This window comes from Gemmiger formicilis (assembly GCF_016900095.1).
GTDB classification, from domain to species: Bacteria; Bacillota; Clostridia; order Oscillospirales; family Ruminococcaceae; genus Gemmiger; species Gemmiger formicilis_A.
In genome coordinates, this window is record NZ_JACJJP010000023.1 from 1 (window position 1) to 22,025 (window position 22,025).

28 protein-coding genes are annotated in these 22,025 nt (G+C 54.0%); 2 read left to right on the forward strand and 26 right to left on the reverse strand.

What is annotated here, in order from left to right; translation table 11 throughout:
* The 6 genes from H6B15_RS10840 to H6B15_RS10865 form a co-directional block, all read right to left on the reverse strand.
* Positions 1–114: transposase (locus tag H6B15_RS10840; RefSeq protein WP_204648047.1), on the reverse strand; the 114-nt coding region annotated here is incomplete at its 3' end.
* Between the two features lie 55 nt (positions 115–169).
* A complete protein-coding gene (locus H6B15_RS10845; RefSeq protein ID WP_204648002.1) occupies positions 170–1,678 on the reverse strand; it encodes a recombinase family protein in 1,509 nt (502 codons plus the stop codon).
* A gap of 88 nt (positions 1,679–1,766) precedes the next feature.
* Positions 1,767–1,943, reverse strand: a complete 177-nt coding sequence (locus H6B15_RS10850; protein ID WP_204648003.1) for a hypothetical protein — start codon at positions 1,941–1,943, stop codon at positions 1,767–1,769.
* Positions 1,944–2,080: 137 nt separating this feature from the next.
* Positions 2,081–2,284: a hypothetical protein gene (locus tag H6B15_RS10855; RefSeq protein WP_204648004.1), complete on the reverse strand. Its 204-nt coding sequence runs from the start codon at positions 2,282–2,284 to the stop codon at positions 2,081–2,083.
* Between the two features lie 492 nt (positions 2,285–2,776).
* The gene (locus tag H6B15_RS10860) at positions 2,777–3,199 is read right to left on the reverse strand and encodes an RNA polymerase sigma factor (RefSeq protein WP_204648005.1); all 423 of its coding nucleotides are present in this window, start codon (positions 3,197–3,199) and stop codon (positions 2,777–2,779) included.
* Between the two features lie 496 nt (positions 3,200–3,695).
* Complete coding sequence (locus tag H6B15_RS10865) at positions 3,696–4,439, reverse strand: alpha/beta hydrolase (RefSeq protein ID WP_204648006.1); 744 nt, start codon at positions 4,437–4,439, stop codon at positions 3,696–3,698.
* Between the two features lie 182 nt (positions 4,440–4,621).
* Here H6B15_RS10865 and H6B15_RS10870 point away from each other — a divergent pair, with 182 nt between their 5' ends.
* On the forward strand, positions 4,622–5,197 hold the full coding sequence (locus tag H6B15_RS10870; protein WP_204648007.1) for a TetR/AcrR family transcriptional regulator: 576 nt from the start codon (positions 4,622–4,624) through the stop codon (positions 5,195–5,197).
* Between the two features lie 93 nt (positions 5,198–5,290).
* Positions 5,291–5,650, forward strand: a complete 360-nt coding sequence (locus H6B15_RS10875; RefSeq protein WP_204648008.1) for a helix-turn-helix transcriptional regulator — start codon at positions 5,291–5,293, stop codon at positions 5,648–5,650.
* A gap of 175 nt (positions 5,651–5,825) precedes the next feature.
* Here the strand turns inward: H6B15_RS10875 and H6B15_RS10880 are convergent, their stop codons facing one another.
* From H6B15_RS10880 to H6B15_RS10975, 20 genes are all read right to left on the reverse strand, one after another.
* The gene (locus tag H6B15_RS10880) at positions 5,826–7,223 is read right to left on the reverse strand and encodes a relaxase/mobilization nuclease domain-containing protein (protein WP_430661843.1); all 1,398 of its coding nucleotides are present in this window, start codon (positions 7,221–7,223) and stop codon (positions 5,826–5,828) included.
* Positions 7,224–7,320: 97 nt separating this feature from the next.
* Positions 7,321–7,611, reverse strand: coding sequence for a CD1845 family protein (locus tag H6B15_RS10885; protein WP_036744856.1), 291 nt, complete (start codon positions 7,609–7,611; stop codon positions 7,321–7,323).
* Between the two features lie 173 nt (positions 7,612–7,784).
* Positions 7,785–8,126, reverse strand: a complete 342-nt coding sequence (locus H6B15_RS10890; RefSeq protein WP_021419845.1) for a plasmid mobilization protein — start codon at positions 8,124–8,126, stop codon at positions 7,785–7,787.
* The gene (locus tag H6B15_RS10895) at positions 8,126–8,308 is read right to left on the reverse strand and encodes a DUF4316 domain-containing protein (RefSeq protein WP_021419846.1); all 183 of its coding nucleotides are present in this window, start codon (positions 8,306–8,308) and stop codon (positions 8,126–8,128) included. The genes H6B15_RS10890 and H6B15_RS10895 overlap by 1 nt, the downstream gene beginning before the upstream one ends.
* A gap of 12 nt (positions 8,309–8,320) precedes the next feature.
* Entirely contained in the window at positions 8,321–8,944 is a 624-nt protein-coding gene (locus tag H6B15_RS10900; RefSeq protein ID WP_204648009.1) for a hypothetical protein, read from the reverse strand.
* Positions 8,945–9,043: 99 nt separating this feature from the next.
* Entirely contained in the window at positions 9,044–9,445 is a 402-nt protein-coding gene (locus H6B15_RS10905; RefSeq protein ID WP_102268374.1) for a cysteine-rich VLP protein, read from the reverse strand.
* A complete protein-coding gene (locus H6B15_RS10910) occupies positions 9,446–9,637 on the reverse strand; it encodes a hypothetical protein (RefSeq protein WP_036744833.1) in 192 nt (63 codons plus the stop codon).
* Complete coding sequence (locus tag H6B15_RS10915) at positions 9,634–10,308, reverse strand: DUF4366 domain-containing protein (RefSeq protein ID WP_204648010.1); 675 nt, start codon at positions 10,306–10,308, stop codon at positions 9,634–9,636. Before H6B15_RS10915 ends, H6B15_RS10910 begins: the two co-directional genes overlap by 4 nt.
* Positions 10,295–10,561, reverse strand: coding sequence for a DUF4315 family protein (locus H6B15_RS10920; protein ID WP_006574806.1), 267 nt, complete (start codon positions 10,559–10,561; stop codon positions 10,295–10,297). Before H6B15_RS10920 ends, H6B15_RS10915 begins: the two co-directional genes overlap by 14 nt.
* Before the next feature lie 22 nt (positions 10,562–10,583).
* Positions 10,584–12,251, reverse strand: coding sequence for a C40 family peptidase (locus H6B15_RS10925; RefSeq protein ID WP_204648011.1), 1,668 nt, complete (start codon positions 12,249–12,251; stop codon positions 10,584–10,586).
* 279 nt (positions 12,252–12,530) lie between these two features.
* A complete protein-coding gene (locus H6B15_RS10930) occupies positions 12,531–14,960 on the reverse strand; it encodes a VirB4-like conjugal transfer ATPase, CD1110 family (RefSeq protein WP_430661841.1) in 2,430 nt (809 codons plus the stop codon).
* Complete coding sequence (locus H6B15_RS10935; protein WP_021419855.1) at positions 14,878–15,264, reverse strand: PrgI family protein; 387 nt, start codon at positions 15,262–15,264, stop codon at positions 14,878–14,880. Before H6B15_RS10935 ends, H6B15_RS10930 begins: the two co-directional genes overlap by 83 nt.
* 44 nt (positions 15,265–15,308) lie before the next feature.
* Positions 15,309–15,929: a DUF7007 domain-containing protein gene (locus H6B15_RS10940; protein WP_430661842.1), complete on the reverse strand. Its 621-nt coding sequence runs from the start codon at positions 15,927–15,929 to the stop codon at positions 15,309–15,311.
* Positions 15,930–15,971: 42 nt separating this feature from the next.
* The gene (locus H6B15_RS10945; RefSeq protein WP_158096794.1) at positions 15,972–16,613 is read right to left on the reverse strand and encodes a septation protein SpoVG family protein; all 642 of its coding nucleotides are present in this window, start codon (positions 16,611–16,613) and stop codon (positions 15,972–15,974) included.
* A 42-nt stretch (positions 16,614–16,655) separates the two neighbouring features.
* Positions 16,656–17,522 (reverse strand): VirB6/TrbL-like conjugal transfer protein, CD1112 family, encoded by an 867-nt coding sequence (locus tag H6B15_RS10950; protein ID WP_204648012.1) that lies wholly within the window; start codon positions 17,520–17,522, stop codon positions 16,656–16,658.
* Between the two features lie 41 nt (positions 17,523–17,563).
* The gene (locus H6B15_RS10955) at positions 17,564–17,779 is read right to left on the reverse strand and encodes a Maff2 family mobile element protein (RefSeq protein WP_021419859.1); all 216 of its coding nucleotides are present in this window, start codon (positions 17,777–17,779) and stop codon (positions 17,564–17,566) included.
* Between the two features lie 85 nt (positions 17,780–17,864).
* Positions 17,865–19,688 (reverse strand): VirD4-like conjugal transfer protein, CD1115 family, encoded by a 1,824-nt coding sequence (locus H6B15_RS10960; protein WP_087214637.1) that lies wholly within the window; start codon positions 19,686–19,688, stop codon positions 17,865–17,867.
* Entirely contained in the window at positions 19,685–20,155 is a 471-nt protein-coding gene (locus H6B15_RS10965; RefSeq protein WP_087214635.1) for a PcfB family protein, read from the reverse strand. Before H6B15_RS10965 ends, H6B15_RS10960 begins: the two co-directional genes overlap by 4 nt.
* 91 nt (positions 20,156–20,246) lie before the next feature.
* Positions 20,247–21,284, reverse strand: a complete 1,038-nt coding sequence (locus H6B15_RS10970) for a hypothetical protein (RefSeq protein ID WP_243424385.1) — start codon at positions 21,282–21,284, stop codon at positions 20,247–20,249.
* 26 nt (positions 21,285–21,310) lie between these two features.
* On the reverse strand, positions 21,311–22,024 hold the full coding sequence (locus tag H6B15_RS10975; protein ID WP_204648014.1) for an antirestriction protein ArdA: 714 nt from the start codon (positions 22,022–22,024) through the stop codon (positions 21,311–21,313).
* Between the last annotated feature and the right edge of the window lies 1 nt (position 22,025).

Genomic DNA, 22,025 nt, shown 5'->3' on the forward strand with positions numbered 1-22,025 from the left:
CGCTTTGATCTTTTTGTAAATGATTTGGCGACGGTACTTCGGCGCAAATACGATATGATATTTGCATCTGTACTTGCTATGTGATAAGCATCGGTGTACAAGGGGTACAAACAAGATTAAAAAGAAATTTTAGATTTGAAAGTAAGTAGAGTGGCAAAATCAAGAGTGTTCAGATTTTCCACTCTACTTGAACGTGGTCGCTGGTTGCGCTGATTGAAATAATCAGGCCGTCAGCGGCTTTTCTTTTGTCGTCAAACTCAATGCTGTCCCAGTGGTCAAGATAATAGGAAAGCTCCTGTTCCTTCTGGGGTGACATTGTTTCAACGGACAATTCTGCAATCGCCTTTGAAATGGTCTGGCGGCGAGTGTCCAGTTCTTCAATTTTTTTGTTGGCATAAGCAAGCAGTGTCGCATTGGCTCCGGTCAGTGTATCAAGCAGTTTTTCAATTTCAGCCTCGACCTGTGCAAGCTCGATCTGATGGGCGGTCAGTTTCGGATTTACCTTTTCCTCTCTGTCATGGCGGACTTGAAAATTCTTAAATCTCGCCCGCATGGCATTGAAGATAAATTCCTCAAATTCAGTCTTTCGGATTTTCCCACATCCCGGACAGCCTTTTGTTTGAATACGTTTCGTGCAACGGAAATATTCAACGCTTTTAGGATTGTGCGTGGCCTTTAGCGCATATCCGCAATGTCCGCATTTGACTTTTCCGGCAAGCCATGTATTTTTCGGTTTGCGGCCTTGCTGAAAGGTCTTATTCGTCATTAGCTTTTTCCGGCATTTCAGCCAAACATCAGATGGTATGAGTGCTTCATGTGGGGCAATCACAAGTATCTGATCTTTCAGGCATCTGTCCTTATCCTCCTTTACATCCCGGCCCTGATAGAGATAGCAGCCGTTGGTTCCGGCAAAATCAGAAGCGTCATTGACAATGGCCGCCCCCTGGCTCTTGAAAAACTCATAGAGTTCCAAGTCTGCCTGTGCATAGACCGGATTTCTCAAAAGCTGGGAGAGGAAAGTACGGAACAGGGATTTTCCGTAAACTTTGATATTCTGTTCTTCAAAGTAACGGGTAATATCCCCGAAGGACGTTTCCGGTTCGGAATACATCTCAAACATCAGCTTCACATATTGAGCGGTTTCGGGGTCTGCCACCATCTTCTTTGTACGGATACCTTCAACCACTGTCGGTTCCAACTGATAACCGTATGGGGCCTGCCCACTCATGTGAAAGCCTTTCAGGCACCGGGAATAGTAGGCGTCCGTCACGCGCTTCTGGATTGTCTCACGTTCAAGCTGTGCGAATACGATACATATATTCAGCATGGCCCGGCCCATCGGGGTCGAGGTGTCGAATTTCTCGGTGGAGGAAACAAACTCTACATCGTACTCTTGAAACAGCTCCATCATGTTCGCAAAATCCAGAATGGAGCGGCTGATCCGGTCCAGCTTATAGACGATTACCCGCCGAACCTTGCCCTTTCGGATTTCTCCCAGCAGCTTTTGAAACTCCGGTCTGTCTGTATTTTTCCCGGAATAGCCTTTATCCTTGAATACCTTACAGCTTCCGCCTTTCAGTTCGTACTTGCAAAAGTCAATCTGGCTTTCAATGCTGATACTGTCCTTGCGGTCTACTGACTGCCTTGCGTAAATACAATCTTCTCTGATAATGTCCATATTGGGCTCCTTTCCGTATGGAATGGAGCTACCAACCTTACAACTATATTATACCATTAGCAGCCCCGGACAACAATGTTGCGATTGATTAGTGAAACCTGTCCCCGTACTTGCTGAATATATCGTACAGGTTATTTTCGATTTCTCTTTTTCGCTTCTTCTTTTCCTCCGGGGAGAGTACCGGCGTCAGGTTTTCCAGCACAATGAGTTTGCCTTGAAAATAAACAGATTGCTTGTCGCTTTGGTATGTAACAGCTTGAACCATTGAAAACCTCCCTTTTCCAGTATAGGTTAATGCCGACCAGTCTCCCTCTTGTCCGAATGGGGAAACGTCAAAAAACGGCACCCCGGAAGGTGCCGCTCTTTGAGCTTTCCCCGGCTTCGGGCCAACATGGCCCGAGGTCAATAGTCGCCATGATAATATTTCTGCTCGGCCTCGTTGATGGTATGGATGTCAAAGGCTTCGTGAAGCTGCCGTACCACACGGCGAATATCCTCATGGGAGAAGCCACAGTCCTGCATTGCCATAATCACATAACCACGGCAGGCGTCGTTGCTCCATGCGTCCGGTTCCAATCCCGGAATGGACGGATAAGTTTTCTTCATAAGGTTCTCCTGTTCATAAAAGTATGGGGCCCCGCCGGAAAGGTCGCTCTATCATCAGACAGAATAGCGGCGAGGCCCCACAGGTCAAAAGTGCTTTTCAGATAGACCGGACGGACGGCTGGCGTTCCGCCCCATAGCATTTCAGCTCTCCCCATTCTGATGGCAAGGCGATCTCATTACCTGCGACGGCTCACGGTTCGCAACACCGCTGCACGCTCGGATTGTGACTAATCGCAAGTATCCGGGATTTTGTGTTTTATCCGGCGGACCCGCCAAGGCCCGCCTGCGGCATGGGCCTTATCGCTCCCTCTATCCTCTGACAATAGAGATCATGGCGGGCCTGTCACTGGACACAAGCACCCTTCGTATCCGGGTATCTTTTTATTCAGTTTTCAAGCTACGTAAGGCTTGTCCGAACTTCGGGCCAATGTGGCCCGGGGCTTTGACTGCCTCTCATATACCATTTCATTTTTTGGTCTAAATCGGTACGCCTTACAGAATTTTTTTCAAAATTTTTTCCAGGCTCCTCAGACCGCGCTCAATGGCGACCCGCACGACTTTTTCATGGACGCCTTCTGCCCGGGCAATATCCTTTTTAGTCATGCCGAGAATGAAATGGGCGTAAATACGTTTCGCCTGCTTATCCGGCAGACGGGAAATGGCGGCATGGAGTTCCTGCATAGTCACTTTGCGCTCATACAGCTCATGCGGAGAAAGAGCGACGAAAAGAGCCTCATGCTCAATGCCGTCATTCCGGTCGAGGGAGTAGTATGCCTTGTGCCGGTATGTACGTAGACGGTAAGCCGCCTCTTTGCGGTCGAACTCGGAAAACAGATCGGCCACTTCGTCAGTTACTTCAACAAAACAATCCTGTGTATAATGAGGGTAAATATCCCGCAGATTGATAACTTTCATAAATACCTCCGTTTCGGGTGTTCGGGTTGACGGGTAGCCGAAACGGAGGCGGTGGTGAGCGACACCGGGGCATGACCTCGGGCCAACATGGCCCGAAGTTATCCCAAGAGAACGCAAAAGCGCCTGCGCGGCATAAGGCCACGCAAGCGCACGAAATTATATATTCATTTATGTACTGCCAAACTGCACATCCGCCGCCGGACTGGTCCTGTTCGGGGAACGAGCTTTTTTTGACAGGTTAGGGGGATGGAAAAAGAAAAAGGACACAGCGATACCTCCCGGACACCGCCGTATCCTTAAAAAAGGGCGACTTTAACACACCCCCCGCAATCTCATTTTTTGAAAAGAAAACGACGGCTTGAAATTTGTTATTTCAAAACCGCCGTAAGGCTACTGTATTTTGTTTTGGCGCATGAATACCCAGCCGCCGAAACAACGGTTTTTTTATTATCCCGTTGGGCGGCTATTCTGTCCATTTATTAGCTATGAGTAAAAATTATCGTTCTATTTTTACTTCCTTGAATTTGGTTTGTACTTTGCCGGACTGAATGTTATTATCAATCCAGCTATATAAAATATCTAATTGCGGTTGGGTATGGAACCAGTGTTCCCCCGGCTCCCATATTGTTAATTCGCAATGATAAGTTTTTGCAAATGCCTCTACGGTATCACGATCTGTAAGATGGTCTTTTCCTGCATATAAAATTTTTGTTGGGACTTTCCATTGAGTGACCTGATTATTTGCTGCATACTCCCAATATTTCCACGAAAGCGTTTGTCCGAAAGATGTAGAAATAGTTTGCTCGTGTCTAAGTCTTTCTTGTGAAACATTAGCCCACGACATCATCTTTTGAATAAGCAATTTCATATCAAGAACAGGGGAAACAAATAAACTCTTTTCCAGACTTTCATTTTTGAAACTTAGCATACTGAACCATGCACCAATACTATTTGCAAATAGTGCAATATCTGCCCAGCGGTTTTTGACATATTGCATCACAGTTAGAAGCTCTGGCACAATAGTCCACGGATTAAATAAATCATGTTCCTCTTTTCTTTCGCCATGCTCGGGTAGATCAATACTTAATACTTGCCATCCATAACGATTTGCAATAGACGCAAATGCTTCTGCTTCTTCTTTATATCCTCCTTGACCGTGTATATAAAGATAGACTTTAGAGGATGTATCCCCCCATATAATTGCAGGAATGTTTTTGATATTCAAATGTTCATCAATCATTGTAGGAACCTCTCTGCCAAAAAAAACTATTGTAGTTAATTATAATGCTAATCTAATTAGTATTTTATAAAATAGCAAGCTGCTTGTCAAGTGCCACATGGAAAGAACCTAACTTTATTATTGACCACACTAACTCTATTAGCTAAAATAGTAATAGACAATGTAAAAATGAGAGGTGTACTATGCGTGTATCAAAATCGTTGGTAATAGAAACGGCTTCACAAATAGCAGACGAGCGAGGGTTAAATAGCCTATCTCTAAAGGTAGTTGCAGAAAAATTGAATGTACGAACACCATCCCTTTATAATCATATCGAAAGTCTTGACGATCTACTTCGGGAAGTAGCGCACAAAGGGATGCGCTCCATGAATGAGCAAATGGCACAGGCAGCCATTGGAAAGTCTGGCGATACTGCATTGAAAGGCGTCAGCGTTGAATATTTGAATTTTATTATTGAACACCCTGGGGTATATGAAACTATTCAGTGGGCTACATGGCATGGTACGGATGAAACCGCCCAAATATTTGGAAACTATATTAAGATTTTATCAACGATAATTTCGTCATACAATTTTCCATCTGAAAGCACAAATGAAATATTGAACCTTTTTACCGGATTTCTTCATGGCTTTACCACTTTACAAGTGCGCTATGCCTTTTCTGATCCGCAGAAAGTCCGAAATGAGCTCTGTAATGCTGTTGATACGATAATGTTAGGCGTTCACCAAAAATATGAAAATCGCATCGAAAACGAGTAATAAACCAAACGTGAAAATAAATAGTCAGTAGTATGAAATAGACAATCGTTCAAATAATATCACCTGAAATGTAAAATTACATTAGGTGATATTATGAAGATTGAGAGAGATAACCGACGATTTGATTTTCACGATATAGGACTCGCCATCAAGCGGGCGCGGGAGGCCGCTGGAATGACGCAGGAGCAACTGGCCTATATTGTTGACCGGGCTCCGCGTACCATCATGTATAACGAGAATGACGGCCAGCACCCCAGCTTCAATACCTTTTATCAGATGGTGACAATGTTCGATATATCGGTAGATCAATATTTCTATCCGTCCAAGAATAAAGGGAGCGAGTGTAGAAAGCGGATTGACGCCATGCTCAATGCCCTTGACGAAAAAGAATTGAAAGTCGTGGAGGCCACCATTCAAGCTATGAAGCAGGCCAAAGAAACGGAGGATTTGTAAAAGAGCGCATACCTCCGTTTTTTGCGCCATTTTCGGAGGTGTCGCTAAATGGCAAGCAATGCCTCCGTGGCCACAAAGGCCCGGACGCTGCTTGTTGGGGCTCGCCCCAAACCCGTATCTTCGGGCCAACATGGCCCGAAGTATTTGCGTCGCTTTGCTCCTTGTTTTCATAATCTCAACGCTCCTTTTCCTGCTTTCTGCCCGGCTCGGTGTAGCCCAGCAGAGTATCAATATTTGCCTTGATGGTGACGATCTCCTGCATATCCCGGCGCGCTTTCTGATACTCTCCATAAAGGCGCTTTTTCTTTGCCGTGAGCTTACGGCCTTCCTCCTTCAACGCATCCATTTTCGGGAGCTTCGCCCCGCCCAGTAGACGGCGCATTTCCGCCTGTGCCGCTCGGTACAGTTCAATATCGGCCTCATGCTCCGCAAGGAATTTCCGGCTGTACTTCGCAGCCTTGTACTGCTCAAAGACCGGGCGTGTTTTGGCATACTGAACCGTTGCGGTCTTTAGTCCAGCATTGGTTTTCATGGCCTGCTCCGTCTGCTTGATCTGCTCGGAAAGCGCGTGAAAATGGTCGGTTGCTTCGGTGGCTTTCTGCGCCAACTGCTCATAATCAGTCAGGCCATTGTCCTGTATATAGGCAAGGGCGGCGGCCATCTGCTTGATGTTGAACACCTTCGCCCACCGCTCGTAGCCCGGTCCCTTACCGGCAGCCAGCTTTGCTTGAATATCCACCGCCAGACTGATTTTTCGCTCCGGGCTTCCGGGGCGTTTTTCTTTGCCCTCAATAGCGGCCAGTATATCTTTCAGATCGTAGCCGTCCCCCAGCGTAGAGGCCCGCAGACGGGTAAAGCGTTCCTGTCCCTGACCGGTCAGCCGGAAGCTGATACCACCGCCCCGAACCTTCTTGACTTCATATCCAGCCCGCTTCATCAGACCGAGAAATTCGTCCAGATCGGCGGGGCGCTCCGCCAGCGCAGTATCAATCGCAAGGCGCAGCCGGTCCTGATACGAAAGCGGCCCTTTCCGTTCTTTCTGCCACTCCCCATAGTTCCGATACTTGCCCTTGCTCCGTGGCTTCGGGTTCTCCACGATGGACAGCCCGTTTTCAAGGCACAGCCTGTCGGAAAGCCGACGGAGGGCGAAGCTGGAGCCCCAAAAATTTCGGAATTTCCGGGTACAGTCAAGGGTGGTGGAGTTGTAATAGATGTGACAATGGATGTGATGGCGGTCTGTGTGCGTGGTAACGATAAAAGCGTGCCGCCCCTTCGTCCAGCGCATAGCCAGCTCATAGCCGATACGGTTTGCCTCCTTCGGGGTGATCTCTCCCGGATAAAAGGACTGTCGTATTTGATAGCACAGCACATCATTGGCCTTTTTCTGTTCCCGGCCTGTCATGGCGGCATAGCTGGCTTTCGCCAAAAGAAACTCGTCCGCCGCGGTGGCAGGGTCGCACTCATAAGCGGAGATATACTTTCCGCTTTCTGTTTTTTCCGGGTTTTTACCATAGTCCAGACAATCCCAGATGGCCTCGGCAATCGTTTCGCCTTCGCCCGCATGGCGCTGCAACAAAGTTGTGGTAGCCAGAAATCATCCCTCCCTTCTATGAAAAAAGGGCGGCCCGTCCAGACCGCCCCGACTTCGGGCCAACATGGCCCGAGGCTGTTTAACTTGCCAGAAACCGATACAGAGCGGATTTGCCTCCGTCCAGCGCCCAAAGCAGAGAACCAGCCGCCGCTTGCAGCCCATACGGCGAAAGGAGGAAGGCGAGGAACAGAAATACAATCCCGCCGATGGGGGTCGGCGTGAAAAAGAGGGCGATACCCAGCACCGCCAGGATCACGGAGGCAATCGTCAGCAGGAAGGCGCAAATATCAAACAAAAACACCAGCAGAGCCGCCAGAAGGGACAGCGCCAGAGCGAAGGGCGCGACTAATATTTTCAGCAGTATCTTCATCATCAAAACCTCCTTTATTCTTTCTATCTCTATTTTATCATGCCTGCCCGGGGACATAAATGTTGCGAAAGATTAGTGAATCCTGTCCCGGAGCTTCGGGTCAACATGGCCCGAAGTGGTAAAAAAAGAACAGGGCGGCAAGCCCCACACAACGGAAGCCTGCCGCCCTCGTCTTACTTTGCCACCAGCTCGGAGAGCTCCCGCAGCACCTTTGACACCTCGCCCCACAGCTTTTCATAGTCCCGCTTCAATCCGTCGATTTCCTCCGGGTACACGCCGTAGGTATGCGCGTGTACGGCGACCTGATTGAGATTATTGGAACAGCGCCTTTGCAGAGAGATCAATTCTTTTATGGGCGCAAGGTCAACGTGCAGGATATACCCGTTCAGAGCCATCTTCCGCACATAAGCCCCGGCATTGGAAATACCCGCTTCGGCCATCCGCTCATGGATGGCCGCCAGCTCGTCCGGCGTCACCATGACGTGAAGATGGACATTCCGCTTGCGGTTCTCCATCAGCGTTCCAGCTCCCGGCCCTTTCTGCGCTCTTTGGGCTCCTTCACTTTATCCAGCGGTTTTGCGTCCAGCTCCGGGGGCGCAGGCTGGATGGGCGTGTTGTTGGGTACGCCGTCGATCATGTTGCAGTTCTGCTCCGTGGAGAGCTCGGCGGTTTTCAGATAGTTGTCTTTTTCGTGCATGGCAATCCTCCTTTATCGTTCCTCATGGTTTTTATGGTCCCGCTTCTGGCTGGGTTCCTTCGGAGGTTCCTGCCCTCTGGCTCCATCCTTGAGCCGGGCGGTAATGGATGGGCGCGCCCGGTCAGGATTGCCCGGTGCGGGTTTCAGCTCATAGTCCTCCATCTGTTTTTCGGTCAGCGGCTTTGCATAGGTTAGTTCACCCCATGCCATCAGCCTGCCATTTGCCACAGGGCGCCGCCTGTCGTCATCGTAGTTGACGATGGAAAGCGGCGGGTTATCCGATGGCTTCGGGTAGGTGCCTATGTCCACAGGGCGCTGGGTGGAATAGTAGCGGTAAACGCCTTCCGGGCCCAGCTCCGTATTTTTGACTGCCGCATGATAAAGGTACTGATAATCGTCCACCCGGCGGTCAAAATCCTTCTGCGCCCATTCCAGACTGTTTCCATAGCGGCCCCAGTAGTAATCCCGCTGGCCCTTTTCGCCTTCGGTAAACTGCCAGGTCACAAAGAGGCTCGGCGCGCCCGGGTTATGCCCCAGCGCAAAACCGTGTCCGCTGTCAAAGGTGGTGGCTTTCAAAATGGCATAGCCTTGTACGATCTCCAAGAGATACCTCCTTTCTGAACCTCGGGCCAACATGGCCCGAAGTGTGGTATGTTACGAAATGAGGGAGTAAACCGGGGCGGGATGGGTTGCAGTATTCCCGCCCCGGAAACGCCCTCAAAAAAGCCCGGAATATCAAGCCTTTCGGGGCGGCAAATCGTAACCGCCGCCCGGCCTTTTCTCCCGCATTTTCCTCATGCGTTCCCGGCTTTTCCGGCGGTTTCCTTCGGCCTTGCAGGCGTCGGAACAGTAGGCTTGACGGCCTTCGGGTAAAAATGCCCGCCCGCAGACCGTACAGGCCCGAAGCTCCGGGGAGCCGCCTTCAACGGTCAGCGCCGCAAGAAGCTCCGGGTCGAGGGGCAAGACGGCCTCCCGGAAATACCGGCAGTAAGCGCCCGTCCAGCATTTGTGCAGCATATAGCAGCCACAGTCCAGCGGCAGGCACAGGCCCGTTTCCCGGTCATAGTTGGCGCACATCCCCGTGACAAGGGAACGGATTTTCTTCTTCTCGTCACGGGTCAGCTCCCGGGCGTCCATTCAGGACTTCGGGCCACGATGGCCCGAAGGGCGGGGCTCCACGATCAGCGCCCGGAATTTCTTCCGACACTGTTTTTTCCTGCCTTTGCACTCCTTGTAGTAGCGGCATCCGGTACAAGGGTCATCGCTGCCCCGGCCCGGCCACGGCACTTCCTTCATCATTCGCTCAAAGGGGCTGTTGGTAAAATTCACTGGCGGGCCTCCTGTTCTTCCGTGTCCTCGTCCCACGGAGGGGTATCGTCATCCTCGGGTTCCTCTGCGATTTCCTCCGGCCCTTCGTCCTCATATTCGCAGTAGTCGTCCTCCAGGTCCGGCGCTTCGTGCTTCGGCTTGTAAATCTTGAAGTAATAACCGGCACCGCCGCCGATCAGCACCACCGCCCCGATCAGGAGCAGCGAAAGAAGCGGGCTGTCTGTTTTTTCGGCCTCGGGTTCGGGTTCCGGCTCGGTCACTTCCTCCACGGGTTCGGTGGGCTCCGGCTCCGGTTCGGGGGTCACTTCCTCGGCTGGTTCCTCGCCCTGTTCGGCAAGAGGCAGAAGGTCATCCACGGTTACAGCGTTGAGGAAATAGACGTTTTCGCTGGTTTTCTGCTTGTCGATCACCAGATAGAAAACACTCTCGTCTGCGGTGGTAATGGTGTAGAACTCTTTGCCGTCCTCGTTGGTGGCGTTGTCCACCACCGTTCCCGTTCCATCCGGGGTAAAGGGGTTCTGGGTTTCCGGCTCCGCCTCGGTTTCCACCGGGGCGGGAGTGGCCTCGGGCTGCGGCTCATTGCTCTGGGCGTAAGCCGGGACCGTAAAGATCAGGCAACACAAAAGGCTGGCAGTCATCACCGCCAGCCTGCGAAATTTAGTTTTCTTCATGGGCCGTGTCCTCCTTCTCGGGTGCCTCCGGCTTCGGGCCATTGTGGCCCGAAGCGGCAAGGCTGTTTTTGGGGTCGTTCAGAAATGCCATCAGCTCGGCGGGGGTCAGTTTGAGAGAGCGCACCGCCTGCACAATCTGGCTGTTTTCTTCCTCCTGTTTCTGCTTTTCCAGTTCCCGGATTTTGGCCTGCCACTCGGCGGCCTTCTCCCGGGCCTTTTCCAGCTCCTTATCGAGCTTGTCGATCTTGTTCATGCAAGGGCTCCTTTCTTCTGGCTCACAAGCGCCCGAAGGCGTAGAAATGTGTCTGCCAGTAGCTTGAATTGATATTTGCGTATTGGATGGGAGAACCACAATGGAGCATCATCCCGTCGCCCACATAAATCCCCACATGGGACACAGGGCCGGGGCTGTCATAGGTTCCCGTGAAAAAGATAATGTCGCCCGGCTTTGCCTCGGAGGGGGAAATGATGGCACACTGGTTGTAAATGCCCTGCGCCGTGGTACGGGGCAGGTTGTGGACGCCGCTGGCCGTGTACACCCAGCAGACAAAGCCCGAGCAGTCAAAGGAGGTGGACGGGCTGGAGCCGCCCCACACATAAGGCCAGCCGATGTACTTTGTCGCCTCCGCCATGAGCGCCGCAAAGGCCGGATCATCCAGCGCCTCGCCGGGTATCTCATAGCTGGGGCCGGTGTCCTCGCCGCCGGTATAAATCCCTTCCCACAAATAGGGCTTGTTGCCTTTGAGCTGCTGCATGACGGTGTAGATTTCCCGCTGCTGTTCATCCAGCCTCGGCAGGATTACGGCAGGCAGCGTTTTGTTTGTGAGGGTCACATTGAGGATGTAATACTCATAGGGGACTTCCTCGGTGGTGGTTTCTCCGGTTTCCGGGTCGGTGCTGGTTTCGGTGCGGTAGCGTATCTCGATTTCCTCCGTCAAGGTCAGCTCATACTGCGCCTCGAAGATCTCCCGCAGCTCGTCCTGCACCTGCTCCCGGAAATAAACATGGTACTTTGCCGAGAGATAGGACGCCAACTCATAGGGGTTGTGACCGATCTCGTCCACGGAATAGCGGTACTCGTCATAGCCGGGATGGGTGCTTTCGATGTTCGCTACCGTCTGCGCCAGTTCGTTTTCCAGCGCCGTGTAGTCCTCGTCCACGCCAAGCAGGTCGGCGTCCTCGGAAGCATAGGAAGTGCCGGACACCGCATTGGCAAGACCGCTGCCAAGTGTGGGAAAGATGGAACTTACCGCCGACAGGATATAGCAGACCAGCAGCAACAGCACCAAAACCAAAACCGCCACGGGATGACGGGTCACAAACTGCGCTGCCCGCCGGGTCACATTCCCCGAAGCGGCAGCGGCTTTCTTTGCGGCCTTTGCGCTCTGTTTTGCCGCCGCCTTTGCCTCTTTGGAATACCGGCGTTTTAGTTTCCACTTCTGCTGTATCCGGGACAGCGGATTGCTGGCAAGCTCCGGGTGTTCGGCGGCCATCTTCTGAAAATCCACATTGGCCCGGGCTTTTATGTCCTTCCGTTCCCACTTTGCCACCTTCCGGGCCGGGTGTTCCCGCCAGCGCCGTTTTGCATACCGGGTCAGTTTCCGGGTCCCGGCCTCAGCGGTCAGCTCGGATTTATGCGCTCCTTCCACGCCCACATTTTCATGCTCGACTTCGTGGATTTTGTTGTGGAGATAAAACCATGCCTCGGTGCGGGCTCCCCGGACGGCTTTCTTTGCAAGCCCCGGCGGCTTCTGCGCCGCCCGTTTCGCCTCGACCTTATCCAGCTTCTCCCGGGCCTTTCCCAGCTTTTCCCCGGCGCGCTCCGCTTTGGCCTGCGCCTTCTGGTACTTGTCCTTTTTGCTCCCGGCTTTCTCGGCGGAGCCCTCCGGCTCCTGCGCCTTGCTGGTATCCTGCGGACCGCCCCTGTCATCCTCCTGCCTCATGCGGTCAGAAGGGCGGGCTTTCCGGCTGTCCTCTTGAAACTTGCCGCTTTTGGACTTCGGGCCATCATGGCCCGAAGTGCCGGTCTGCCCGGTATCCTCGTCCTCAAACCGCAGGCGTCGGGACGGTGCGGGGGAAGGCCCTTCCCGGTCAGCCGGTCCGGGGCGAGTGCTCCCGGTATCCTCCGGCGGCCCCGGCCTTTGAAAATTCCGTTTATCCGGTTTCTTTCCGATGATGTATCCCTCCTTTCCGAACCTCGGGCCAGCATGGCCCGAAGTGTGTTACGCCCGCTTCATTTCCTGTTTCTTGTCCTCCGGGCGGGTGGTCATAATGGCGTACAGCTCGGTATTCTGCGGGAAGCGGTCAACAAACGGGATGGTGGTGTTCCCGAAGAACAACAGCCCTTCGCCGGAATTGGTGTGGGTCACATAGGAAAGCTGGTGGGGGCTGATACCGAGCTGTTTGGCTAAAATCTGGCGGTCCCCCTGCGCCTGCGAGAGCAGCACAAGGAAGTCCGAGTTCTCAAAGATGTTCTCGATCTCCGGGCTGGCAAGGAAGTCCTTCACGTTCTGCGTTAAGGCGCTGGGTACGCAGCCCTTCTTACGGAGCATTTTCCAGATCGCCACACAGTAGCTTGCCGTCAGCCGGTCACGGAGCAGCACATGGAACTCGTCGAAGTAACACCATGTAGCGATACCGCGCAGGAAATTTATGGACACCTGCGAATTGACAAGGTCCTGCATAATGAGCATGGCAATCGTCCGAAGCCCGGCCCCCAGCTTTTTCAGGTCGAGGCACACAAGGCGGCGGTTCAGGTCCACATTGGTTTCATGGTTGAACACATTGAGAGAGCCCGACACATAGATTTCAAGGGCCGTCGCCAGCCGTACCGCCTCGCCCTCGGGCTGGGAACAGAGCAGGTCATAGAGGGTTTGGAGGGTCGGCATTTTCGCCGTCTCCGGGTTCTGCAAATGCTCCCGGTACATCTGGCGCACACAGCGGTCAATGACGGTCCGTTCTACCGGCTGCAAGCCGTCCTTGCCGCCAACGATCAGCTCCATCAACGACAGGATAAAGTCGGCTTTCAGTGCCATCGGGTTTTCCTCGTCGAAGCTCAAATCAATGTCCATCGGGTTAATGTGGTGCGGGCTGTCCGGGGCGATCTCGATGACCTGCCCGCCCAGCCGCTTGATAAGGGGCGAGTATTCGCCCATCGGGTCCACCACGATAATTCGGTCACGGGTGGCAAGGAACACGTTCACAAGCTCCCGCTTTGCGGCAAAGGATTTGCCGGAGCCCGGCACGCCAAGGAACAGACCGTTGGGGTTTTTGAGCTTCTTCCGGTTTGCCATGATGACGTTATGGGAAAGAGCATTGAGCCCGTAATAGACGGCCTCGCCGTCCATGCGGAGCTCCTGTGTCATAAAGGGAACGAAAATAGCCGTGGAGCTGGTGGTCATGCCGCGCTTGATCTCAATGCCGTTATGGCCCAGCGGCAGGCTGGAAAGAAAACCGTCCTCCTGCTGGAAGTCCAGCCGTTTCAAGGTGCAGTTGTATTTCTGAACGATACCCGACACCGTGAACAGGTCATTGTCCAGCTCCCGACGGGTCGGAGCCATGTTCACCACAAGGAAGGTCAGCAGGAACATTCGCTCGTTCCGACTCTGCAAATCTTCCAAGAGGGTCTTTGCGTCATTGCTGTACGTCACAAGGTCGGGCGGGAGTATGTCCATGTCATATCCGGCCCGGGCGGCCTTCTTCTGTTCCTCCACCTTCATCTTGTCAATGTCGGAGACTTTGGCCTTGATGGATTTCACGGCGGCGGCCTGATCGACGGTCTGGATATGGAGCGTGATCGTCATTTCTGCGTCCATTTCCAAAAGCTCCGCCAGCAGCTTGTCCGAGAGCTCCGAGGCCAAAATCTGCAAATAAGAGGCAGCGCCCCAGGTCGTCCCCACCCGGAACAGGCGGCTGAAACGGAAGTCGAAGCTGTCCGGGGCAATAAAGTCCTTTGTGGAAAGGCCGGTCTGGGGTATCATATCCCACGAAAACCGGAAGGGATCGGTGCCGCCGGGGTGGAGCTGCCCGTGAAGGAGCTCCAGCCGTTCCAGCCCCGAGAGGGAGCGGCACTTGACGCCCAGCTTTTTGAAGTTGCCGCAAATGTCCGCCTCCACACGCTCCAGCCTGGCCCTTGCGGTGGAGAGGTCGTCCACGTTCACACCGAAGGTCAGGAGCTTTGTGCGGACAATGCCGTTGTTGCTTTTGGCGATCTGGTTTTCCAGCATTTCCACATACTCACGCCGGACGCTGTTGTAGTCGTCCTCCTGCATGGGGATGTTGACGCTGTACCGGCTGCCCGGGCGGCTCCGGTGGTTGAGGAAAGAAAGCTGAAACGGCAAGGAGCTGTCAAAGTAGTTCAGACAGGCGCTCCATCCGTCAAAGATGGCCGCCTGATCTTCGGTCTGGGCGAGCTGGTAGTTGATGTCCTCGTATTCAATGGTTTTGGTGTAATAGCGGTCCTCCACCCGGCACACCCCATCCCGGTACATTTCCCGGTAAGGGAGGGTTTGCTGGGCGGTGGTGGGAATGTCCTTTCCCTTTGTGAACAGGCCGAGAAGGCCCGTCTTGTCAGGCTTTTTGCCTGCGGGCTTTCCGGCCCTTCTGTTGTTTTGCAATCGGCTGCGCCTCCTTTCTGGCGCCAAGCAGCGCATAGAAGTTTTCGGTTTTGTAAGGCCGCACCCGGGGATAGAGGAACCGGGTGCGGATGATGTTTTTCAGCACCTTTTCCAGCGGCAGGCCGTCCCGCTCATACATAGCGAAAAAGAAGAACGGGAGCATGAGGCCGATCATCAGGAACATGGCGGCGCTGTTTCCGATACTGCCACGGGAAAACAGGTAGGCCGGAAGGCCCACCGCCGCCGCGCCGGAAAAACAAATAAGCTGGCGCTTCGTGAGATTGAAGGCCAGCTTTGTCTTGATTTTGGACAGGTCTTTGGGTACTGGCACATAGGCCATTTCATTACACCTCCTTTACCGCTTCGGGCCAACATGGCCCGAAGCTACCTTGCGGCCTCTTTGGCCGGGGCTGTGCTGCGGGCGGCTTCGGCGGCCTCCCGTCCGCTCTGCCTTGCCCGCCAGTATTCGGGATTGTATTGCCGGATGGACTGATTGAGGTTTTCTTCAAACCGCTCTTTGTCCTTGATACGGTCGGGGATCTTCCAGAGCTTTTTGTCCAGCAGCTCCCGGAGCACCACACTTTCCTGTGCGTCCTCCTCATAGCAGATATAGCCCTTATCCTTGAAACCGCATTTTTTCGCCGCCGGAGAGAGGACGGCGGCCACCTCGTTTGCAACCATCGTTCCGCCGTGGCTGGCGGTGGATACCAAAAACACGCCCGGGCAGAGAACTTCACAGCTCTGCACCTCTCCCCACGGGGAGGTCCGGGGCGCATGGAACATCCCGCCCGTCCGGCCTCGGTCCGCCTGCATGAGCGCCGCCTTTTCCAAGATGGCCTTCAGCTCCGGGGAAAAGTAGGCGTATTCCCGCAGGACACGGGCGGCGTCCCCGCCGCAGGCGTTCATCAACAGGGTATAGGCGTCGCTGTCCGCTTTGGTACAGCGGCCCAGCAGCTTGCCGTCATAGTAGCAGGCCGCGTCATAGCCCGTTCGTTTGCGTGGCATGGGTTTCGCCTCCTTTCCGCTTCGGGCCAGCATGGCCCGAGGTCAACGCTCCGCACCACGGCTGGGCTTTTCCTTCGGGGGCCGTTCCGCTTTTGCCTGTTCGGCAGCCGCTTTCCCGGCCTTGAGCTGTTCGCTGATGGACGCACGCCCGGCAGAGCCGCGCTCCGCCATCTGTTCCAGCTTTACTTCATAGGCTTGCAGAACAGCGGTGTTGAGCTGTTCCCGGAACTCCTTCGTGACGGGATAGGCCATATCCCGATAGCCGCCCTTGCCGTCCGGCTGGCTGGGCATCCCCACGAAAAGGCCCTTGCTGCCCTGCACGATTTTCAGATTTTCCACCACAAAGCAGTCGTTGAATTTCACGCTGGCAAAGCCCATCAGGTTTTTCACAGGTTCGATGACCCGCACGCTTACATCCAGCTTCAACGGTGCGGCGGGGGTGGCGTCCGCAACCTTTTCCTGCATGGTTTCCTCCTTTCCGGCGGGAACAAGGTTCCCGTCCTTGTAGTCATAGCCTTCCGCCCGGAGTGCCGCCAGCGTGTCCGCCGATACGCAGCCGGACAGTTTCAGATCGGTTTCCACCATAAAGCGCATGGTGTCTGTTTTAGAAAATTCCTCGGGGAGCTTTCCGTAGAAAGCCGGGTGCGGCTGTCCGTCCGCGCCCTGTTTGTAGCGCCGGGGCATACCGCCTCCTTTCCGCTTCGGGCCAACATGGCCCGAAGTCTCTTAGTGGCAGCCGAAGATGGATTTTGCAAGGCTGCCCGTTTTGAACAGGGTAAAACACAGCAGCACCGTATAGCCCACACAGCCCCAGATCGCCCCGATGGGGTCGCCGTCGGTGGCGATACTCTGGATAAGCACCGCATAAATGGCGACACAGACCAAAATCAGCAAGCCTTGAAAGCCTACCGCAAAGAGGGAACGGAAATAGTTCTGCCCCATGTGTCCGGTTTCCCGGTTGGGGACGGTGGCAAACGGGATGGGTGCCAAACTTGTGAGTAAGTAAATTTCAATCATACGGCCATATACGATAACGAAGATCACGATGTTTAAGGCAATCATGGTAAGTTGAATCAGGAATGACTGGAGCCAGAGGCCAAACAGGGGGCCTAACTCCATTTCCTCCAGCTCGGTCCGCAGACTGTCCATTACATCCGTTGTGATCTCTGTCCCGTTCTGGATAATGCCCGCCGATTGCTGGATGACGTGCTGGCTCACGTCAAAGACGGCCAGCACGATATTGAAGGTATTCGTCAGGATCATTACCGCCACAAAGGTTTTGAACACCCACTTGAAAAACATCCATGTGTCAACGTCATGGAGGTTGTTGCGGTCAATGAGCATTTGTATCAGCTCATAGGTCATTACAAAAGTGAGGATGACCCCGGCGATTGGCAGAATGGCGGTTTCAGAGATTTGCCGTATCATGGAAAAGACCCCGGCGTTCCAGTCCGCCGGGGTCGTGCCTACCTGTGTGGCGATCTCGCCAACGCTCTGATTGACGTTATTGAAAAGGCCATCCAGATTTCCCATGATACCATCGACAAGCAAACCTTTGAGCCATTCAACGATTGCGTCGATGATAAAGTCCATACATCAGCTCCTTTTCTGGAAAAAGGGACAACGGGTAAGGGTTAGCTGAACAGGCCGGACAGCAGAGGGATAAGCTGCATACCGATCAGGACGACACCGCCGCCCGCCATGAGCTGCTTAATGCCCTGGCTCTTTGCCGCGGGGTTGTCGGACCCGTAACCTTCCAGCAGGTTGATGACGCCCCACACCGCCAGACCAGCGCCCAGAGCCATGACCAGAATCTTGAGAATGTCGATAGCAGAGTTGAAAAATTCCATATACGTTCCTCCATTTTGTTTGTTGGTTTTGGGTACAAAAAAAGCCGCCCACATTGGCGGCGCTTCGGGCCATCATGGCCCGAAGTTACACAAACTCGTCGCTGTCCAGATCGTCAAAATTCAACAGGTCAGCTTCTTCGTCTGTGTCGGAGCCGTCCACCTCGTACACCGTGTATTCGTCCTCCGGCTTTAGTCTCAATGGCCGGTGGCGGAACAGGCTTTCCAAGTGGAAGGCGTTTTTCTTTTTGTCAAACTCGGCTGTGTACTTGTAGTTGGGGTGCTTTTTCAAATCGTATTTGGGAGAAAAGAAGGGCGGAAGCCCTCGAAGCTGCAAGATGCACTTGTCTCCCGGCATGGTGGTGATCTCGCTGGTCGTCATCAGCTCCCGGCCAAGCCGCTGCATATTCTGGCTGTAACTCTCGGACTGACCCCGGCTGCGGCCTTCGGTCTGCATGGAGATAGTGGCCTTGCCCAGCCAGTTTTCCGAAATATCCTTTAGGGTGGAAGCCTCCCGGCCTCCGAGGAACACGATACTGTCCATGTTTCCCATGATGGTTTCGGAATGGTCCTTGTACAGCGCCTTGCATTGGCTCATGGCCTGATAAAAGAGCGTCAGGCTGATCTCCCGGGAACGGATAACGGCAACGATTTTTTCCAGCCCCGGCACCTGTCCCGTGTTGGCCGCCTCGTCCCACAGCACCCGTACATGATGGGGCAGGCGTCCGCCATAGGTGTTGTCGGCCCGTTCACACAGAAGGTTGAACATCTGCGAGAAAGCGAGTGCCACAAGAAAGTTATAGGTGGTGTCCGTATCGCTGATAAGGAAAAACAGCGCCGATTTTTCATCCCCCAGCCGGTCAAGCTCCAGCTCATCATAGGACATGATCTCCCGAAGCTGGGGAATGTCAAAGGGGGCAAGTCTGGCTCCGCAGCTAATCAGTATGCTCTTAGCTGTCTTGCCGCTTGCCAGCTTGTACTTCTTATACTGCCTCACAGCGAAGTGCTGGGGACTCCGGCGCTCCAGCCCGTCAAACATATAGTCCACCGCGTTTTTGAAGGTTTCATCATCCTCCCGGACTTCCATGCTGTTTATCATTTCCACCAGCGTATTCATGTTGCGTTCTTCCTCCGGCCCCTCAAATACGATGTAGGCCACAAGGGCGCAGTACAAAAGGGTTTCGGCTTTAGTCCAGAACTCGTCGCCCTCCTTGCCGTCGCCTTTGGTGTTGGCAATCAGGGCGGTAACGAATTTCAGCACGTCGCTTTCCGTTTTGATGTAGGCCAGCGGATTGTAGTGCATGGATTTGGAGAAGTCGATACTATTGAACACCCGCACCTTATATTTCTCCCGTTGCAGGAACCGTCCGCATTGGTCGAGGGTGCCGCCCTTCGGGTCCACCACCACATACGAGGAATGGGCTTGAAGGAGCTGCGGGGTCAGCCAGAACCTTGTTTTGCCCGAACCGGACGAGCCGATAACGCAGGCGTTCAGGTTGCGGGCGTTGGCGGGTATCTTCGGGCGTGTGTTCATGGTAAGGAACTCCGTCCCGGTCAGAATGACATTGTTCTGAAATTTGGGGTCTACAAACGGCTTTATATCCTCCTTTGTTCCCCAGCGGGCGGTGCCGTACTCCGCATCCCGCCGGAATTTCTTTGCCTGCTTGATTTTGGACTGTATCAGCAGATACACCCCAGCCGCACCGGCGAGGCCCACCAGCAGGTCAATGCCGCCCAGTCCCGGCCAGTAGGTTTCAAAGGCTTTGGGGAAGGTGTCGAGCATCCCCATGAGCTTTGTCCCGAAGTCGGCACCGGACGCGATACGGTAGGCCGTCCCGATTTTGGAGAAAAACCAGAACACAAAGAGGTACGGCAGGTTGGGGAGCACATATTTTCTGATCTTGTCACTCAACGTCTGTCCTTCACCGCCTCTCTGGTCCGCTGCTTCTCCTTCGGCTTTGTCCTGATCTGCTCTGTGAGCTTGCGGAGCTGGCCGAGGATAGAAGCCTTGTCCTGGTCTTTGTTCAGCACCTTTGTACTGTATTTCTGGAAGGCCGCCGTGATGGCGTCCGCCTGATTGGCTTTGAAGAACAGCAGATAATGGCCGGGGCTCACTTTATGGAAAGCGTAGTCCACATGGAACTCCTTCGCTATCCGGTCAAAATCCTTTGGCGCGCCCACATACTGCATGGCGTTTTTACCGCCGTAGTGGTTCATCAGCTTTTTCACGCTCTGGCGGCCCTGCGGGGTCAGCGCCTTCCGGTGGTGCTTTTGCAGCGCCCGAACCACCTTGCCAAGAGCGGCGGCCAGCACTTTTCCCGTCAGCTTTGCCGTCTTGATCGAAAGGGCAACTGTTTTTTGGTTTACTTCTTCCTGCATAAAACCTCCTTTCCGTCAGGGCTTCCGGTAGACGGGAGGCCCCCGTACACTCCGGGGCAACAGAAAACCTCGGGCCAATGTGGCCCGAGGCTTACCGCTCGGCATCCCTGCCGGACGGAGCTTTCTTTTCCGGCTCCGTCTGGACTTTTTCGCCCTGTTCCCGCATGGTCTGCAAGATAGAGGGCTTCTTTTGAAGCTGGGAGGGCTTTTCGCCGGACAGCGGCTTGATACATTCCAGACGGTCAGCCGCCCGGATGGCGTTGTCCGTGAGCTGCCGCTGCCATGCGCCCACGCTGGGAGCCCAGCGAAAGCCGTTGCTTTTCAGCTCGGCCCGGGTGTCCGCGTCAGGCTTTCCATCAAAGAACACCTGCAAGCGGTTGTCCTCCCGGTTCATTTCCACACGGCCCCCGTCAAACTCCCAGCCGGAAAACTCCCGCTGCGCCTGTTTGGAAAGCTGTTCGATACGGGCCTTTACCCGGCGGATCTCCGCGTTGTTGTTGGTAAGCTGGTAGCTTTCAAAGGGCCTCGGGTCGCTCCGCCAGCTTGACGCCATGCTGGCTTTCAGCTTTTCGATCTGGTCAGGCGACAGCAGCGCACAGCCGTCCAGCTTGCCATGCTTGCGGTAATAAGCGTTGACCTCCTTCATAATGAGCTGGGAGCGTTCCAGCCCATCCAGCTTTTTCTGGAGCTTTTCAATGGCCGCCGGGTCATCGGCGCTGATACCGCCCATGCCGGTACTGCGTATCTTATCCAGCAGCCCTTGAATATGCCGCCATTCCTCCATGTTGCTGTCCCGCGCCCGGTTCTGTTTTTCTTTCTTTCCCACCGGGAAATTGGAAGGCCCGGCGATCAGCACAGAAGGAACTCTTGTGTCAATGGCAAAGCCCTGGTTCATGTTTTCGGCCAGCTTGCGGGCGTAGGTGTCTAACAGATGGTCGATCTTCTCATGGTACATGGGGTCCACCCGGGATTTTTGCTGTTCGGCTATGGCTGCGGCCTTGTCTACCATTGCCCGGTATTCCGCCGTTGCGCTCCCTTCCTTATAGTCGGAAAAGCTGTTCATTTCCTTTGCCCGGCGGGCGGCCCCTTCATTGATGGGGTAATAGTTGATGGTATGCACCTCCTTCATGCTTCGGGCCATGTTGGCCCGAAGTCTTACCGTTCCTCATGGGAAGGCCCCGCCTTGTCCTTTTGCGGAACGGGCGGGGCCTCTTGAAACCGTTTGAGTGCGCCGAGAATGGAATGGGCGGGCTCGGCCTTTTCGGGATAGGCAAATACCCGGTGTTCCGGAGGTATGTCCTGCGTCCCGTGGTAATGCTCCTTAAAGCCCACCGGGTCCGCCGCCACATAGCCGCCGGGAGCGAATACGCCGCCCTCGTTGATACGCATATCCCGTCCGTATGCCTCATAATCGAAGTAGCCTTGAATGTGCTCCGGTATGTCGATGGTCCCCAGCTCGTCGGCGTACAGATGGCCCAGCCCTTCATCATCGGAAATATCCGGGTAAAAGCGGTAGAGGTCAAGGTTCTGCGTCAGGTTGATTAGGTCCTTCACGCTGCCCGTGTGTTTTCCCAAGACAAGAGCGGCCTCAAAGGTTTCCAATCCGCCCTTGTCCCGTACTTCCAGCAGGGCATGGCCCAGCTCGTTCAGCTCGTCGATGTTCTCGTACTCGTCCAGATAGTCGTACAGTCCCAGCACATCGCTGTCAAAGCTGGTAATAAACACTTCGCTGTACCGCTTTCCGTCTATCCCGATTTTGGCAAGGGCAGCCTGTACCTCCTGTGTGGTCGTGGGAAAATGTACCGTTGTTCCCACTTCAATCCCCATCATGGGGTACAGGGCCGTGTTGGTTATATAGGCTTCAAACATG

What these genes read in the sequence shown, in the direction of transcription:
- H6B15_RS10845 (WP_204648002.1), bottom strand. Translation starts at nt 1,678, where the DNA reads ATGGACATTATCAGAGAAGATTGTATTTACGCAAGGCAGTCAGTAGAC.
- H6B15_RS10850 (WP_204648003.1), bottom strand. Translation starts at nt 1,943, where the DNA reads ATGGTTCAAGCTGTTACATACCAAAGCGACAAGCAATCTGTTTATTTT.
- H6B15_RS10855 (WP_204648004.1), bottom strand. Translation starts at nt 2,284, where the DNA reads ATGAAGAAAACTTATCCGTCCATTCCGGGATTGGAACCGGACGCATGG.
- H6B15_RS10860 (WP_204648005.1), bottom strand. Translation starts at nt 3,199, where the DNA reads ATGAAAGTTATCAATCTGCGGGATATTTACCCTCATTATACACAGGAT.
- H6B15_RS10865 (WP_204648006.1), bottom strand. Translation starts at nt 4,439, where the DNA reads ATGATTGATGAACATTTGAATATCAAAAACATTCCTGCAATTATATGG.
- H6B15_RS10870 (WP_204648007.1), top strand. Translation starts at nt 4,622, where the DNA reads ATGCGTGTATCAAAATCGTTGGTAATAGAAACGGCTTCACAAATAGCA.
- H6B15_RS10875 (WP_204648008.1), top strand. Translation starts at nt 5,291, where the DNA reads ATGAAGATTGAGAGAGATAACCGACGATTTGATTTTCACGATATAGGA.
- H6B15_RS10885 (WP_036744856.1), bottom strand. Translation starts at nt 7,611, where the DNA reads ATGAAGATACTGCTGAAAATATTAGTCGCGCCCTTCGCTCTGGCGCTG.
- H6B15_RS10890 (WP_021419845.1), bottom strand. Translation starts at nt 8,126, where the DNA reads ATGGAGAACCGCAAGCGGAATGTCCATCTTCACGTCATGGTGACGCCG.
- H6B15_RS10895 (WP_021419846.1), bottom strand. Translation starts at nt 8,308, where the DNA reads ATGCACGAAAAAGACAACTATCTGAAAACCGCCGAGCTCTCCACGGAG.
- H6B15_RS10900 (WP_204648009.1), bottom strand. Translation starts at nt 8,944, where the DNA reads ATGTTGGCCCGAGGTTCAGAAAGGAGGTATCTCTTGGAGATCGTACAA.
- H6B15_RS10905 (WP_102268374.1), bottom strand. Translation starts at nt 9,445, where the DNA reads ATGGACGCCCGGGAGCTGACCCGTGACGAGAAGAAGAAAATCCGTTCC.
- H6B15_RS10915 (WP_204648010.1), bottom strand. Translation starts at nt 10,308, where the DNA reads ATGAAGAAAACTAAATTTCGCAGGCTGGCGGTGATGACTGCCAGCCTT.
- H6B15_RS10920 (WP_006574806.1), bottom strand. Translation starts at nt 10,561, where the DNA reads ATGAACAAGATCGACAAGCTCGATAAGGAGCTGGAAAAGGCCCGGGAG.
- H6B15_RS10925 (WP_204648011.1), bottom strand. Translation starts at nt 12,251, where the DNA reads ATGAGGCAGGAGGATGACAGGGGCGGTCCGCAGGATACCAGCAAGGCG.
- H6B15_RS10930 (WP_430661841.1), bottom strand. Translation starts at nt 14,960, where the DNA reads ATGCGCTGCTTGGCGCCAGAAAGGAGGCGCAGCCGATTGCAAAACAAC.
- H6B15_RS10935 (WP_021419855.1), bottom strand. Translation starts at nt 15,264, where the DNA reads ATGGCCTATGTGCCAGTACCCAAAGACCTGTCCAAAATCAAGACAAAG.
- H6B15_RS10940 (WP_430661842.1), bottom strand. Translation starts at nt 15,929, where the DNA reads ATGCCACGCAAACGAACGGGCTATGACGCGGCCTGCTACTATGACGGC.
- H6B15_RS10945 (WP_158096794.1), bottom strand. Translation starts at nt 16,613, where the DNA reads ATGCCCCGGCGCTACAAACAGGGCGCGGACGGACAGCCGCACCCGGCT.
- H6B15_RS10950 (WP_204648012.1), bottom strand. Translation starts at nt 17,522, where the DNA reads ATGGACTTTATCATCGACGCAATCGTTGAATGGCTCAAAGGTTTGCTT.
- H6B15_RS10955 (WP_021419859.1), bottom strand. Translation starts at nt 17,779, where the DNA reads ATGGAATTTTTCAACTCTGCTATCGACATTCTCAAGATTCTGGTCATG.
- H6B15_RS10965 (WP_087214635.1), bottom strand. Translation starts at nt 20,155, where the DNA reads ATGCAGGAAGAAGTAAACCAAAAAACAGTTGCCCTTTCGATCAAGACG.
- H6B15_RS10970 (WP_243424385.1), bottom strand. Translation starts at nt 21,284, where the DNA reads ATGAAGGAGGTGCATACCATCAACTATTACCCCATCAATGAAGGGGCC.
- H6B15_RS10975 (WP_204648014.1), bottom strand. Translation starts at nt 22,024, where the DNA reads ATGTTTGAAGCCTATATAACCAACACGGCCCTGTACCCCATGATGGGG.